The following is a 12,414-nucleotide window of genomic DNA, read 5'->3' as shown; positions in this document are numbered from 1 at the left end:
GGAAGTGGTTGGCCAATGATCTGTGGAGCGAATTCGGCCTAACTCTCGTGCACCCCTGTGCCTTACTCATGGGCTGTCACCGCCCGGAAAGGTTCAAGCCATTGGGCTCGGAGTCTGAAGCTTCAGCCCAGCTACCGCTCCTACAACGGGAGAAACGAATGAGAGTTCGCCGAATCCTATCGACGGCGGGTACGGCAATCGCGGCACTGGCGCTCGCGTCGAGTCTGTCTGGAACCGCGTACGCAGCCGCCTGCTACTACGTCACCACTACCGGAGCAGACGGGTTCTACTGGTACGACGACGGCTACACCGAAGCTTGCGACACACTCGGCGATAACCGACGCGCGGTTATCAGGGTTCGCAACCTCACTACTGGCGCCACATTGGGACAGGTCGAGGACACAGGTGGCGCCGGCGGTAGCTGTGCCCATAAGTCCCTCTCGGTCCCCCCTAGTGGTCACCGCGTTGCCGTCGACGTCTGGCGGTCGAAGGGTGCAGCAGGCGCCTACGAGAACTACGTCAGTAAGTCGTACGTCATCCCCTGATGACCCCGGAGTCCTAAGGGCTGTCCCGTAATCCCTGGCGGGCGTGCGACGACAGCTACGGCACCTCGCCGCGTTGTCGGAACGTCCGCATACATCCAGTATGCGGACGTCCCTCCGCCTTGCGATGCACCGCATCTGACGCCGCACGCTGATCCGCCAGGGATTACGGACAGCCCTTGAAGTCATCTCAATTGGCGAGTCTGCGGTAGCAGATGAGGGTGCAGGCGATGCTCGTGAAAGCGAGGAAGTGGTCGGCTTTGCGTTCGTAGCGGCGGTGGAGTCGGCGGCAGCCGGCGAGCCAGGCCATGGTCCGTTCAATGGTCCAGCGGTGTCGGCCGAGTCGCTGTGAAGCCTCGACGCCTCTGCGGGCGATGCGGGGCCGGATGCCCCGCTGCGACAGCCATTTCCGCAGGTGGCGATAGTCATAGCCCTTGTCGGCGTGGAGCTTGCCCGGCTTGCGCCGACGAGGGCCTCGACGGGACCGGATCGGTGGTATGCCCTTCACGAGCGGGATCAGGGCCTGGCTGTCGTGGACGTTGGCGCCGGAGATGCCGACGGACAGGGGCAGACCCGTCCGCTCGGTGATCAGATGGATCTTCGAGCCGTACTTGCCCCGGTCAACAGGATTCGGACCTGTCAGGTCCCCCTTTTCAGGGCCCGCATGTTCACCGAGTCGATCGCGCAACGGGACCAGTCCAGCTCGCCGCGGGCACCGAGTTCGTCGAGGACCAGGCGGTGAAGCTTGGCCCACACCCGCGCCTTCGTCCACTCGGTGAACCGACGGTGGGCCGTTGCACCGGACGGCCCGAACGACGCCGAGGGCAGCTGCTGCCACGTGCAGCCCGACGTGGACACGAACACGATCGCGGCCAGCACCTCACGGTCACCATGGCGACGCCGGCCGCCACCCTGAGGCCGCGACGGCGCCTCCGGCACCACCCGCTGGAACAGCTCCCACAACTCATCCGGCACAAGCCGCTCAACAATCCCCACCACGACCAACAGCCTACCCAGCCAAATGAGATGACCTGTAACTCACCGGCAGCTCGGACGAAGGAACACGTTCGGCCTGGACGAGGAGTGCGCGGTCCGGGCGGCGGCGCCAGCGGCGGCCTGTACCTCCCCAGGGCCTCGCCCGGCGAGGTTGTCCTCCACTCGGTCCGCACCCGGCACGGCCGCACCGAGCTGAGCGAGAGGGAGCGCGTCACGCTCCTCTCGTTCGGCTACCGGATGGCGGCCCTGAGCGACTCGAAAGAAGGGGCATTGTCATGACGTCCTCCTCCGGCATCGCCGCCCGGCTGGACACCGCGCTGTCGAGCGGGCCGTTCGGCGACGGCGACCTCCTCGCGGCGGACCGCGACACACTGGTCGCCGGCCAGAGCTGGTCCCTGCGCAGGACCGTACCCGTGGAACGGCCCGCGTCCGGGATCGAGGCGCTCCACCGCATCGCCGAGCGCGCCGAGCGTGACCGCGCGGGTGCCAACGTGTCCTTCGCGTCCCTGTCCCCGGTGGAAGGGGACGGCGTCGAGGGGGCGGCCACGGATCCGACCTCCCCGGCGCCGTGGGCGCGCGGGCACCGGGCTTGGTTCGTCCGGGACTGGGGCCACGCCCGTACCGGAGTTCTCCTCCGGGTCACGCGCCAGGTGATGGACTTCAGCGGGTACGCGGGCAGCATCGACGGACACGCACCGGACCACCGCGACGGAGGTGCCGTCGTCGCCGGGGTCGCGCTGCTTGAAAAGGCGCTGCCGCGGACCACCGCTCATACGCTGCCGCTTGTCCGCGTCCTGTGCGTGCTGCGCGGCGAGATTCCCAGCATGTATCTGACGCAGGTGCCGGAGAGCGTCTTCCTGTCGGACGGGCTGCTGCGCGCGCATAGCCCGCTCGTCGTGGGGGAGTGCCTGCTGCACGAGTCGCTGCACGAGAAGTACACGCTGCTGCGGCTGGTCCGCAGGCTGGTCCGGCCCGGCCAGAGCGACACCGCTGGCCCCCGCGTCCTGCTGCCCTGGTCGCTGGCCATGGGCGAGCGGCGCCGGTTCGCGGTCAACCGGCTCCTGTCGACGCTGCACGTGTACGCGCACCTGACCGCGCTGCACGTGGCGGTACTGGCCTCCGCCGCGCACCGGGAACACCACGCGGAGGCACGGAGGCGCCTTACCACCAACTACGAGCGCGGTGCCTATCTCGCACGAGCGCTGCGGTTCCCGGAAATCGCCGAGCACCTGGGCCCCGACGGGGTGCGGCTGCGGGACTGGCTGGCCGAGGACGTGCTCGGTCCGGCACCGGCCGTCGGCGCCGCCGACGGACTGACCCTGGCCCCCTACCCCACCGGAACATGGAACCGAGAGGATCTGGTCTCCGCATGACCACCGCACACACCTCGTCGCCCGCTGGCATCCGCATCAAGCCGATGTCCGTTAAAGGCCGGTACTTCCTGTTCAGCCAGGAGCCGCCCACGGTCGTGATCCTCGACGCGGTCACCGTCCTCGTCATCCGTCTGGCCCAAACGGAGCCCGCTCCGGAGGAGTCCCTCCGCGAGCGGTTCCGCGGCCTGATGGCCCGTCGCGGCACGGATGCCGGCACCAGTGACCGGGTGTTCGACGACGCCGTCGCGTCGCTCCGTACGGCGGGACTCGGACGCCTCGTCGAGCACACCGCCCCCTGACTCCGACCGGGCTCTCCGGCCGGCTGGCCCCGCGTCCGGGGCTCCCGCGATTCCGACGATGAGGAAGGAGGTGACCATCATGGAGATCACGCACGAGACATCCGGCTACGAGCAGGAGTTCGACGGCCTGCTCGCCGAGATCGACGCGACGGCGGACACGCAGCCCGTGTCTGCCGTCGTCGTACCGGACATCCAGGCGCAGGCGCAGTACCCCCGCATGATCTGACACCAAATGCGGGCGGGCGGCGCCTGCACGCCGCCCGCCCGCACACCGGCCCTATGAGGGACAAGGACGAGAAGTGACTGAGCAGGAATCCATCGCCGTGCTGCAGAGCGGGCCCTTCGGCGACGCCGACGGGCTCGGCAGGGACCTCGCCACCTTCCACGTCGGGCTCGCCGAGATGCTCGCGCACACCACCGGCGTGCACCTGGTGGCGTCCGACGACATGATCGGCGCCAGTGTCCGCCGGTGGGCCATGGACCGGGCCTCCAAGGCGCTCTTGGTCCACGCGGACGCAGCGACCGCCGCCGCCGCCCTGTCCGATGCCTCCACGCTCCTCAAGGAGCCGTTGGGCGCCAGCTTCTGCCTCCCCGTCAGCGACGGCTACGCGGTGGCCGCTGGCTGGTCAGGCAGCCCCGCAGGCCGGCGGCTGCTCGACAACGTCGCCCAGGACCTCCCGCACGCGGTCACCTTCGCGGACGCCACGGCGGAGCATGCCGCCCGGATCCGCGCGGGCATCGAGCTGCTCGCCGACACCACGGGCGGCCTGGCGCGATCGGCTCTGGCCAGTGTCTCGGGCGCTCTGCTCGTCGACAGCAACACCATCGAATCCGCGTTCATCGTGCCCGCCCCCCGGGTGTCGGTCCTGAGCACCCGCGTCCTCGACGACGTCGTCGCCACCGCGGACGCCGTGTTCCACGAGGCGTGCCACCAGAAGCTGTACGACCTCATCGCGACCCGGCGCGTAGTGCGGCCCGGCTTCGACTTCCTCCAGGGCCCCCTGTTCACGATCCCCTGGAGCCCCGTCGAGGGCCGCCGCAGGGTGATGGACTGCCTGCGCATCCTCTCCACCCTGCACGTCTACACCCACCTCACGGCCTTCTTCATCGCGCTCCGTCGCACGCGCTTCGCCCACCCCACGGCGGAGGAGCGCCTCACCGAGTACTGGGGCAGGGCCCGGTTCTTCTGGCTCGTCGCGGCCAGTGGCGCGCTGGACCCGGCGCTTGACCTCGACGGACGGGCCATGGTCCGGTGGCTGGTGTCCGTCTTCGAATGGCACGCGACGGACCTGGCCGACCTCGGTATCGGCCTCGACACCACCCACGACGCGGACGCCCGCGCGCAGCTGAAGGCGTTCGGTGTCTGACCTCTGGGGCGATGACCCCCTCTTCGGCCCCTTCCTCGCCATCCAGCGGCAGTTCCCGGACATACCTCTGCTCAGCTACTACGGCGCGGACTTCTTCGCGTACTCGCGCGAGGCGGCCTGGCCGCAGGAGTGGGACGTCCCGGCGCTCGCCCGGCTCGCCTCACGCGTTGCCCCGCACACTGTGGTGGACGTCGGCTGCAGCGACGGGCGCATCCTGTGGCACCTGCGCCGGCACGGCATCGGCAGCCGCCACCTCGGGCTCGACACCTCCGCCTCGGCGCGAAAGAGCTTCGAGGGACGCTTCGCGGGCGAGACGGGCGTGAGCTTCCGGCACGTGGACGTCACCGCGCCGGAAGAGACCGCGGCGGAGGCGGACTTGGCCGTAATGGGCAGCGTCACCGTCAACAGCTTCCGCACCCGCGAGCAGCTCGCCAGGCTCCTCGACTTCCTGCACCGCGTGCTCCGGCCCGGCGGGCACGCCGCGCTTCTGGTCTACCAGGACCACGTGCCCGACCTCTTCCGCGTGCTCGGCCGGGCCATGGACGCGGTGCCGTTCAGCGACGACAGCGGTCGGCGCCGTCTCATCTGGCGCGGTATTGACTTCCGGCCGGAGCACGACCGCGACCTGCGTCAGAACTACTTCATCCAGTACGACGACGAGCGGTTCCCCGGCGTCCTCGGCCTGGTGCGGGAACGGGTGTGGACCACGAGCGAAGTGGTCGCCGAGGCGGGCGCCCGCGGGTTCGAGCTCCTGGCGCAGGACTTGGCCGTGGTGGACGACGGCGGCGCCGAGGGATGGCCGTGCGACGCGCTGCTCCTGCGCAGCATGCACCGGCCGCCCCACGCGGAACCGCGGACGTGACGGGGCGACGGCAGGGCACGGCGGCCATGCTCGCCGTGGTCGTCACCACGTTCGTCTCGACCACCGGTGACGCGGCGGCCTCGCTGGGCCTGGTCCTCGACGCGGCACGCGGCGGACAGACCTGGCGCGTCACTGAGGTCTTCCTTGCCGAGCTGCTGCCCTCGGTGTTCCTCGCCCCGGCCGTTGGCGCGCTCGTGGACCGGTACGACACGCGCAGGGTGTGGCTCGGAGGCTCCCTCGCGCAGGCGGCGCTGTTCGGGTGCGCCGCGGCGGCCGGCGGGTTCCACCTGCGCGTCGCCTTGCTGGCGCTCTCCGGTGTCCTCGCGGTCGCGACCGGTGCCGCCTGCTTCGCGCTGTTGCCAGACATCTCGCGTGCCGACCGCATCGCCAAGGCGAACAGCTGGATGACGACGGCGACATCGTCCGCCGCGCTCGTCGGACCGGGCTTCGGCGGAGCCGTCCACACGGCGCTGGGGACCGGCTGGATCCTCGCCGTCGACGCCCTGTCGTTTCTGGCGGTCGCGGGCGCCGTGGCGTTCGTGGCACCAGCCCGTTCCGCCCAGCACTCTACGGAGCAGCCGCTGCGCAAGCCGACCCGGCGCGGCTTCCGGCTCCTGCGCCGGAACGGCGTGACCGGCCCCCTGCTGCCGGTCCTCGCGGCGACGATCCTGGCGACGGCTGTGGAAGGCGTCGCTGGCGTCTTCTACCTCCGCGAGGTCACGGCCAGCGACAGCGCGTACGGACTGCTGCTCTCCGCCTGGGCCGTCGGCTCCGTCCCCGGGGCGCTGCTCGCGGGCTGGAACCGCCTCGGCGGCAGGGAGAACCTGCTCGTCGGCGGTGGTGCCGTGCTCATGGGCGCCGCGCTGCTGACGGAGGGCCTGATCCCGCTGACCGGCGCGATCGCCGTGGCGTTCCTGGCCGGAGGCCTCGGCAACGGCGCCCACAACGCCAGCATACGGACCCTGGTGCACCGTCACGTCCCCGCGTCCGACCACGGAGTCACCTGGGCGTGCTACCGAGTTCTGGCCAACACGTGTGTCACCACCGGCTACCTCCTCGGCACCCCCGGTGTGCTGCTTGGGGCGCGCACCCTGATCCTGCTGTCCGGCGCCGGGACGCTCCTGGCGGCCCTGTACGCCTACCACCGCCTTCACCCGTCCCGTACGCATGCGGGCTCGGACACGGGCGTGAACGCGGCGGCGGGCCCGCGAACGACGCACCGCGAGGCGCCCGACTGACGGGGGACCCGGGCCGACAAGCCGGCCATCGACCGTGACGGAAGCAGCGGGCTGTTGAGGCTGCCCGTGAGCTCGGCGTCGAGTACACGGAGCAGGTCCAGCGGGCCGGCCAGGAGGCCTGGGCGAAGATCCGCGCCCATCAGGGCACCGCCGCCGCATGAATCTGACGGCCGTCCTGGACCACACCGCTCTGGCCGCCCTGGTCCGTGCGGATCCCTTCTTCACCGGCCTCTACATCGAGGCCTCACGCGGCACTGGCCGGGTGATCATTCCCTCGCTGTCCATGCTGGCCGCCGAGCAGCAGGTCGCCGGTGCGGGCAAGCACGCGGCGTCCCTTCGGTTCGCGGAGAACGTGCCGTTCACCGCAGCGCACGCGACGGCGATCGCCTGGCAGGCGGTGAAGGCGGGGGAGCCACTCACCGTCCTGTCGCTGGAACCTGAGCTGTACGCGGGCACTGGCGTTACTCCACTGAACCCGACCTGACCTTCGGCCAGGCCTGGGTCGGCGCAAGGGGCGTCGCCCCGGAGAAGTGCCTGCCTTTGAAGTCGGCCGGATCGCGTCTCCCCCGGCGTTCCAAAAGCTCACCACGATCGGTGTGTCGACCGATGAGTGGCGGGAGGGAGACACATGCGTATGCGCAGGAAGCTCGGAGCGGTGCTGGCGACGGCGGCGCTGACCGTGGGGATGGGTGCCGTAGCGGCGTCGTCCGCCACCGCGGCACCCGGCTGCTGGACGAACGATGGCGGGATCCGCTGGTACTGCAACAACGTGTCGGGCGCGCCGGTGTACGGCATGATCGGCAACAATCACTCGTACCCGGACCCCAGCACGATCGTCGGATACATGTATTCCAACCCGAGCTGGTTCTGGTGCAAGGAGGACGGCCAGGCCTGGGTCGGTGGCCCGCACCCGACGCGCTGGCTGATGACCAAGGCGGACAACGGCCGGCTCGGCTTCATGAAGGACACCGCGATCTCCAGCGAGACCGACCCGGTACCGGACTGCTACCGGTGACCTCGGTAGCCTGAAGGCAGGCGGGCGTTAGGCCGATTCGCCGGTCAGCATCGTGAGATCGGTCAAGGCCCCTACGTCGCTGCCGAGTTCGGGTGGCGGTGGTGAGCACCCACCACAGCCGCCCCCTCGCTCATGGGCTTGGCAGCCGGGCTAATCCGTGTGCTCCTTGCGATGCCAGCGGCTCCAGACTCGCGCGGCTCCCCAGGCAATCGCGGCCACGATGACACCGGCGACGACGTTTTCGATGATGTTGTTCACGGACATGCCTCCTGGGCGTCGGACGGCTTGTCGGCCGGGCGACGCCGGATTGTCGGACGGTGAGGGCGGGTTACCGGGTCATGAGCCCCGCAGGTAGTCGCGGGTAGCGCAGGAAGATACGGGCTTCCTTCCGCACAGGGATCTCACGGGCGAAGTTCGGTGCGAGTTCGGTGCGGTGCCGGACCGGCTGGGGTACGTGCCGGTCCCGCCGGAAGCCGAGCATTCTGGAGAAGGCGCGCCATGCGCGGGAGTCGGTGTTGGGGCCGGTGGCCGCGTGGTGGGCGGCAAGGAGATGTGCGGCGAGCGCGTCGCCGGCGCCGGCGGCGAAGCGCCACCAGTAGGTTGCGGACTCGCGTTTGTCGAGGCTGTAGAGCAGGCATCCGAAGGTTCGGGCGCCGGCCTCGTCGTAGTCGGCTGCGAAGGCGTCGAGGGTGTCGATCTCCGCGGAGCGCAGGACGGTGTTGCACAGCTCGGTCACGTAGCTGAAGGCGACGTGCTGGCTGGCTTTCAGATCGAAGGCGTTGATGGGGGTTGGGCGGGGCCGGCGGGACCGGAGCCGGAGGTGAGGCCGTCCGTCCGGCCGGGCTGTCCGTGAGGACGGCCCGGCGGTCGGCGGCGCCAGCTGGGTGATCTCTGCGCTCTCCTCTGTGTGCAGAGGGTCTGCGTCGGCGGCCGGACCTGCGGACGCGTACTGCACCCGTGCGGGCCGCCTGGCCTCGGATGCAATCCGTGCCGCGAGGCGCTGCATGAAGTCCTCGGTGCTGTGGGACAGGACTTGGGCGCGGATTGCCTCGGCCTGGCGGGCCAGCAGTTCCGCCGCATCCTCCGTTCCCGCTGCGCCCGGGGACTGGTCCGGTCCAGCGGGCTCGTCCGGGCCGTCCTCAGCCTCTTCAAAGTGGTGAGCGGCCTTCTTGCGGACGGTCCCGGTCTGTTGGTTCAGGAGGTCTTTCGGCATCAGGAGTCCCCTCTCTCCTTAGCAGGTTCAGTGAGCATGAGCTCCATCAGCTGTTTACGCCCGCGGTACGCGTTCGTTCTCGCTGCGCCTTTGGTGATGCCAGTGATCTCTGCGACCTCTGCGTAGGGCAGTTGGGCCACGTCGTGCAACTGCACGCACTGGGCCTGCAGGGGCGAGAGGATCTCCAGCGCCTCCATCGCCCTGTCTAGCTGGTCACAGCGGCCCAGTTCCATCAGGTGCGAACTGGCGGGCACTTCGGGCACCAGGTGCTCGTTGTCGGCGAGCCGGATGTTCCGGCGGGAGTAGTCGGTGATCGAGTCCTGCAGCGATCTTGATCGCGAGTCCCATCGGGTTCGCGGCCGCGCGGATGCGTTCGATCTTGCGGTGCATGGTCAGTAGGGCATTCATGACGGCGTCTTCGGCGTCGTGAAGATTGCGCACGTGCGCATCCTCCACCGGACGGCGCGGGAGGTGAGGCTGACCGATGCGCGCGAGACATTGGCCAGTGCGCAGCGGGCGCTGGACGCCGTGGACCAAACGCGCGGCGGACCGCGGGGGTTGCTGCGCGTCGGCACGATGGCCTCGGTCGGTTCCGTCGATCTGCCGAGAGTTCTGGGCCACCTTCGGCGTGCTCATCCGCGGATCGTCGTCCGGCTGAGCACTCGCCCCGGCGGGTCCCGCGACCTCGCGCGCACTGCAGCTCGGCGAACTCGACATCACCATCCTGTCCGTCAGTGGCACCCCGCCGCGTGGTCTGGTCGTCACCCGCCTGGAGAGCATGCCGATGTGCGTACTCGTTCCCGGCGATCACAGGCTGGCAGGCGTGACGCGGTTCAGCTGTCCGAGCTGGCCGACGAGAGCTTCGTCGGCTTCCCGGTGGGCTACGGCAGCCGCACGGTGGTCGACCGGGCTTTCGAGGACATCGGCATTGCCCGGCAGGTCGCTCTGGAGGTCAGCGATTCCGACACCGCTGCCGACTGCGTCCGGGAGGGACTGGGCATCGCTGTCGTCGCGTCCCCGCGGTCGGCCGAGGCGGACGGTATCGCGTGATTGCGGATCAGCACGCAGATCTGCGGTGGCACGTCTATGTCGCCCGCTCCCCGGAACGGCCCGCGAACGCCGCCATGCTGGCGTTCGAGGCGATGCTGACGCAACAGGGCGCCACCACCGAGAAGTGACCGCAGGCAAAACGAGCGGCTCATCGGGCAACGGGTCGGTTCCCGGACGGCGGCGGTCCGTAGAGCTGCGCGGGGTCGGCGGCGAGGGCGGCGTGGCGGAGCGACGGGAGTCGTCGACCAGAACCTCGATGGCACCAGCCTGGACCCCGTCGAGGCTGGCTCGTGCGACGTCCGCGGGATCGATCCTGGGGCGCCGCGCCCCGCCGTCATGTCAGTGCCCGCGGCCGCCAGAAGCACGCCCTGGACGAGAGTCTCCTGGCCGGCGAGTCAGCGTGTACACCGTCGGTCATGGAAATGCGTTTCCAGGTCCTGCCGGATCGCGTCCAGGTCATCGGTCAGCCGGTTGGCTCCGGTCGCGGTGCCCGCGCTGTTGACCAGCACCGTGACGTCCCGCATCGCCTCGGCGGCGCGCCCACGATCGACTTCTCGTTCAGCAGGTCCAATGCGGTCGGCGTCCCCTCCCGTCCCAGCCGTCCGTTCCAGGCCGTCAGCATCTGTGCTGGTCATTGCCCGTCCCGGCATTCCAGCGTCCCGTAATGCCGGTCAGGCGTGGTCGATGGAACGGAACGCGACACACACTGTGGTCGTCCAGGCACACCGCCGGACGAACCCACTTTCCGCACCATGGAGATCCCGATGCGTTCACGCCTTGCCACGCGCTCCGCCCGCCTCGTCCTGACCGCCGTCGCCGCGGTCGCCCTCACGACCACGGCTTCCGCCACCGTGTTCGCCGCCGACGGCCGGAGCAACGCCCACACCGCTCAGAAGTCCTGCGGCACCCTCGACCTGACCTACAAGGTCACCGAGGAGACGCAGGCGGGCGGCTACTTCCTCGTCACCGCCAAGGCCAAGCCCGGCATCACGTGCTACCTGGAGGGCACCATCCCCTCCGCCGCCTTCGGCTCCTCTCCCGACTCCCAGGCATCGCCCGCCGAGCAGGCCGTCAGCGACACCATCAAGCTCTCCGGCTCCACCACCGCCTACGCCGGCATCAGCCCCAAGTCCACAAACACCAACTACGGCAAGGAACTCGGCCAGTTGATCATCGCCGTCTCCGACGACGAGGCCCACCCCGTCACCTTCAAGCTCCCTCGCACCGTGCTGGTCGACGAGCCCATCACCACCAACTGGCACGCCAACGCCGCCGACGCGGTCCCCTTCCCCAACTGACGGTCCGGTGCCAGTAGCGGAAGGCTGACCAGCCCAGGGCCGGGAGGCGGCACAACCGCCGCACGCCGTACCGGCGCTGGTGGTCCTCAGCGAACTGTCCAGCGGTGACCGCACTACCGTGGCCGGGTACTGGGCGGTCGAACGGCGGCCTCACGGGCGGCCGGAGTCGGCCGCCCGTATCCCGTTGGCCTCAGCCGTGCAGGTGAGTCAGTCGAAGCGGCACGACCGGCCGTCCTGACGGGTGATCACCAGCCGTGCGGGAGTACCGATTCGAGTGTCCGTGTCCGGGAACTTGCTTATCACACGCCTGGTTTCGGCAGGCGCAGGGCGAGCGGAGCACACAGCGCGATGTGTGGCGGCGGATAGGAGCGGGTCTTGAGGGGAAGCTCTTCGAGCACGTGGGGGTCGTAGGGGTGCCCCGTGTACGTGCTTGTCACGCACCTGACATGTGCCGCATCCGTGCGATGCGCCGAAGAGAGAGGTATCGAACGCCATGGACAGACCGCCTTACCGGGGCTATTGCCGTACCGGTCTTGCGATGCTGGGCGCTGTGGTGGCGTCGGCCACGCTGGGCACCGCGGCGAGCGCGGCCGTGCCGACGGACACGTCTCACGCCGCTTCGACTGTGGCGCGAACGGCAGCCGCGCGTGGTTGCGCCGTCGTCTATTTCGACCTGGGTGAGACCCTGGTACACACGGACGAGGACGCCCGCACCGGCTACATGCCCGGCGCGGCCGCCTATCTGCGCAAGCTGCGGGAGCGGCACGTCAAGGTCGGGTTGATCACCAACGTGCCGTCCTCCTGGGGCGAGACGGACGCCGAGCGTGCCGCCGCCCTGAAGAAGGAGGTCGACGGCGCTTGGAAGGGTTCCGTCCCCTTCGCCTGGAAGGACTTCGGCGACCGGGTTCTCACTCCGCGTACCGAGGCGGAGCGCAAGCCGGCGCCCACCCTCTGGGAGCGTGCCAAGACGCAGGCGCGGGGCTGCCGGCTCGTCTACGAGGGGGAGACGGCCGAGGAGACCCACGTGGCGGCCTCGCTCGGTTACGTGGCCTACCAGACGGGTCGGCCCTCTCGCCCCGCCTACCTCCCGACCGGCGTGATCGAACGGCTGGCGCACGGCTCCCGTTGACGCGTCCGCACGGCTTCCCGCACGCCCGCGCC

General features: G+C 69.8%; 17 protein-coding genes. 12 read left to right on the top strand and 5 right to left on the bottom strand.

Annotated features, from left to right (window positions below):
• Nucleotides 1–732: 732 nt before the first annotated feature.
• A protein-coding gene (locus ACZ60T_RS31640) for an IS5 family transposase (protein ID WP_469669090.1) occupies nt 733–1,532 on the bottom strand; the annotation gives its coding sequence in 2 pieces (ribosomal slippage) (nt 733–1,194 and nt 1,197–1,532; 798 coding nt in all).
• Nucleotides 1,533–1,813: 281 nt separating this feature from the next.
• Between ACZ60T_RS31640 and ACZ60T_RS31635 the strand changes: the two genes are divergently transcribed.
• From ACZ60T_RS31635 to ACZ60T_RS31600, 8 genes are all read left to right on the top strand, one after another.
• A complete protein-coding gene (locus tag ACZ60T_RS31635) occupies nt 1,814–2,911 on the top strand; it encodes a hypothetical protein (protein WP_469669061.1) in 1,098 nt (365 codons plus the stop codon).
• Nucleotides 2,908–3,210, top strand: coding sequence for a hypothetical protein (locus tag ACZ60T_RS31630; RefSeq protein WP_469669059.1), 303 nt, complete (start codon nt 2,908–2,910; stop codon nt 3,208–3,210). Before ACZ60T_RS31635 ends, ACZ60T_RS31630 begins: the two co-directional genes overlap by 4 nt.
• 79 nt (nt 3,211–3,289) lie before the next feature.
• On the top strand, nt 3,290–3,436 hold the full coding sequence (locus tag ACZ60T_RS31625) for a hypothetical protein (RefSeq protein ID WP_469669058.1): 147 nt from the start codon (nt 3,290–3,292) through the stop codon (nt 3,434–3,436).
• A gap of 73 nt (nt 3,437–3,509) precedes the next feature.
• A complete protein-coding gene (locus tag ACZ60T_RS31620) occupies nt 3,510–4,577 on the top strand; it encodes a hypothetical protein (protein WP_469669056.1) in 1,068 nt (355 codons plus the stop codon).
• Nucleotides 4,570–5,439, top strand: coding sequence for a class I SAM-dependent methyltransferase (locus ACZ60T_RS31615; protein WP_469669055.1), 870 nt, complete (start codon nt 4,570–4,572; stop codon nt 5,437–5,439). Before ACZ60T_RS31620 ends, ACZ60T_RS31615 begins: the two co-directional genes overlap by 8 nt.
• Complete coding sequence (locus ACZ60T_RS31610; RefSeq protein ID WP_469669053.1) at nt 5,436–6,677, top strand: MFS transporter; 1,242 nt, start codon at nt 5,436–5,438, stop codon at nt 6,675–6,677. Before ACZ60T_RS31615 ends, ACZ60T_RS31610 begins: the two co-directional genes overlap by 4 nt.
• A gap of 157 nt (nt 6,678–6,834) precedes the next feature.
• Entirely contained in the window at nt 6,835–7,161 is a 327-nt protein-coding gene (locus tag ACZ60T_RS31605) for a PIN domain-containing protein (protein ID WP_469669052.1), read from the top strand.
• 150 nt (nt 7,162–7,311) lie between these two features.
• Nucleotides 7,312–7,692, top strand: coding sequence for a hypothetical protein (locus tag ACZ60T_RS31600; protein ID WP_469669051.1), 381 nt, complete (start codon nt 7,312–7,314; stop codon nt 7,690–7,692).
• 328 nt (nt 7,693–8,020) lie between these two features.
• Here the strand turns inward: ACZ60T_RS31600 and ACZ60T_RS31595 are convergent, their stop codons facing one another.
• Genes ACZ60T_RS31595 through ACZ60T_RS31585 form a run of 3 tightly spaced genes read right to left on the bottom strand, consistent with a single transcriptional unit; the run spans nt 8,021 to nt 9,541 of the window.
• Nucleotides 8,021–8,905 carry a hypothetical protein gene (locus ACZ60T_RS31595; protein ID WP_469669050.1) on the bottom strand — a complete coding sequence of 295 codons (885 nt, stop codon included), beginning with the start codon at nt 8,903–8,905 and terminating at the stop codon, nt 8,021–8,023.
• Nucleotides 8,905–9,102: an RNA polymerase sigma factor gene (locus ACZ60T_RS31590; RefSeq protein ID WP_469669089.1), complete on the bottom strand. Its 198-nt coding sequence runs from the start codon at nt 9,100–9,102 to the stop codon at nt 8,905–8,907. The genes ACZ60T_RS31595 and ACZ60T_RS31590 overlap by 1 nt, the downstream gene beginning before the upstream one ends.
• A 16-nt stretch (nt 9,103–9,118) precedes the next feature.
• Nucleotides 9,119–9,541, bottom strand: a complete 423-nt coding sequence (locus tag ACZ60T_RS31585) for a hypothetical protein (RefSeq protein ID WP_469669095.1) — start codon at nt 9,539–9,541, stop codon at nt 9,119–9,121.
• 150 nt (nt 9,542–9,691) lie between these two features.
• Between ACZ60T_RS31585 and ACZ60T_RS31580 the strand changes: the two genes are divergently transcribed.
• Nucleotides 9,692–9,955, top strand: coding sequence for a LysR substrate-binding domain-containing protein (locus ACZ60T_RS31580; RefSeq protein ID WP_469669088.1), 264 nt, complete (start codon nt 9,692–9,694; stop codon nt 9,953–9,955).
• On the top strand, nt 9,952–10,083 hold the full coding sequence (locus ACZ60T_RS31575) for a hypothetical protein (protein ID WP_469669049.1): 132 nt from the start codon (nt 9,952–9,954) through the stop codon (nt 10,081–10,083). The genes ACZ60T_RS31580 and ACZ60T_RS31575 overlap by 4 nt, the downstream gene beginning before the upstream one ends.
• A gap of 267 nt (nt 10,084–10,350) precedes the next feature.
• On the opposite strand, the gene ACZ60T_RS31570 is transcribed toward ACZ60T_RS31575, so the two are convergent.
• Nucleotides 10,351–10,590, bottom strand: a complete 240-nt coding sequence (locus tag ACZ60T_RS31570) for a hypothetical protein (protein ID WP_469669048.1) — start codon at nt 10,588–10,590, stop codon at nt 10,351–10,353.
• Nucleotides 10,591–10,719: 129 nt separating this feature from the next.
• Between ACZ60T_RS31570 and ACZ60T_RS31565 the strand changes: the two genes are divergently transcribed.
• Both ACZ60T_RS31565 and ACZ60T_RS31560 read left to right on the top strand, forming a co-directional pair.
• On the top strand, nt 10,720–11,253 hold the full coding sequence (locus ACZ60T_RS31565; protein ID WP_469669047.1) for a DUF4232 domain-containing protein: 534 nt from the start codon (nt 10,720–10,722) through the stop codon (nt 11,251–11,253).
• A 493-nt stretch (nt 11,254–11,746) separates the two neighbouring features.
• Nucleotides 11,747–12,382, top strand: coding sequence for an HAD family hydrolase (locus ACZ60T_RS31560; RefSeq protein WP_469669046.1), 636 nt, complete (start codon nt 11,747–11,749; stop codon nt 12,380–12,382).
• Nucleotides 12,383–12,414 lie beyond the last annotated feature (32 nt).

The sequence above is a fragment of the Streptomyces sp. NPDC104371 genome (assembly GCF_055583785.1).
This window is presented reverse-complemented; position numbering and strand designations above follow the sequence as displayed.

Coding starts and splice junctions, on each gene's coding strand:
- ACZ60T_RS31635 (WP_469669061.1), top strand. CDS start 1,814: ATGACGTCCTCCTCCGGCATCGCCGCCCGGCTGGACACCGCGCTGTCG.
- ACZ60T_RS31630 (WP_469669059.1), top strand. CDS start 2,908: ATGACCACCGCACACACCTCGTCGCCCGCTGGCATCCGCATCAAGCCG.
- ACZ60T_RS31625 (WP_469669058.1), top strand. CDS start 3,290: ATGGAGATCACGCACGAGACATCCGGCTACGAGCAGGAGTTCGACGGC.
- ACZ60T_RS31605 (WP_469669052.1), top strand. CDS start 6,835: ATGAATCTGACGGCCGTCCTGGACCACACCGCTCTGGCCGCCCTGGTC.
- ACZ60T_RS31600 (WP_469669051.1), top strand. CDS start 7,312: ATGCGCAGGAAGCTCGGAGCGGTGCTGGCGACGGCGGCGCTGACCGTG.
- ACZ60T_RS31595 (WP_469669050.1), bottom strand. CDS start 8,905: ATGCCGAAAGACCTCCTGAACCAACAGACCGGGACCGTCCGCAAGAAG.
- ACZ60T_RS31590 (WP_469669089.1), bottom strand. CDS start 9,102: ATGGAGGCGCTGGAGATCCTCTCGCCCCTGCAGGCCCAGTGCGTGCAG.
- ACZ60T_RS31585 (WP_469669095.1), bottom strand. CDS start 9,541: ATGAGCACGCCGAAGGTGGCCCAGAACTCTCGGCAGATCGACGGAACC.
- ACZ60T_RS31570 (WP_469669048.1), bottom strand. CDS start 10,590: ATGACCAGCACAGATGCTGACGGCCTGGAACGGACGGCTGGGACGGGA.
- ACZ60T_RS31565 (WP_469669047.1), top strand. CDS start 10,720: ATGCGTTCACGCCTTGCCACGCGCTCCGCCCGCCTCGTCCTGACCGCC.
- ACZ60T_RS31560 (WP_469669046.1), top strand. CDS start 11,747: ATGGACAGACCGCCTTACCGGGGCTATTGCCGTACCGGTCTTGCGATG.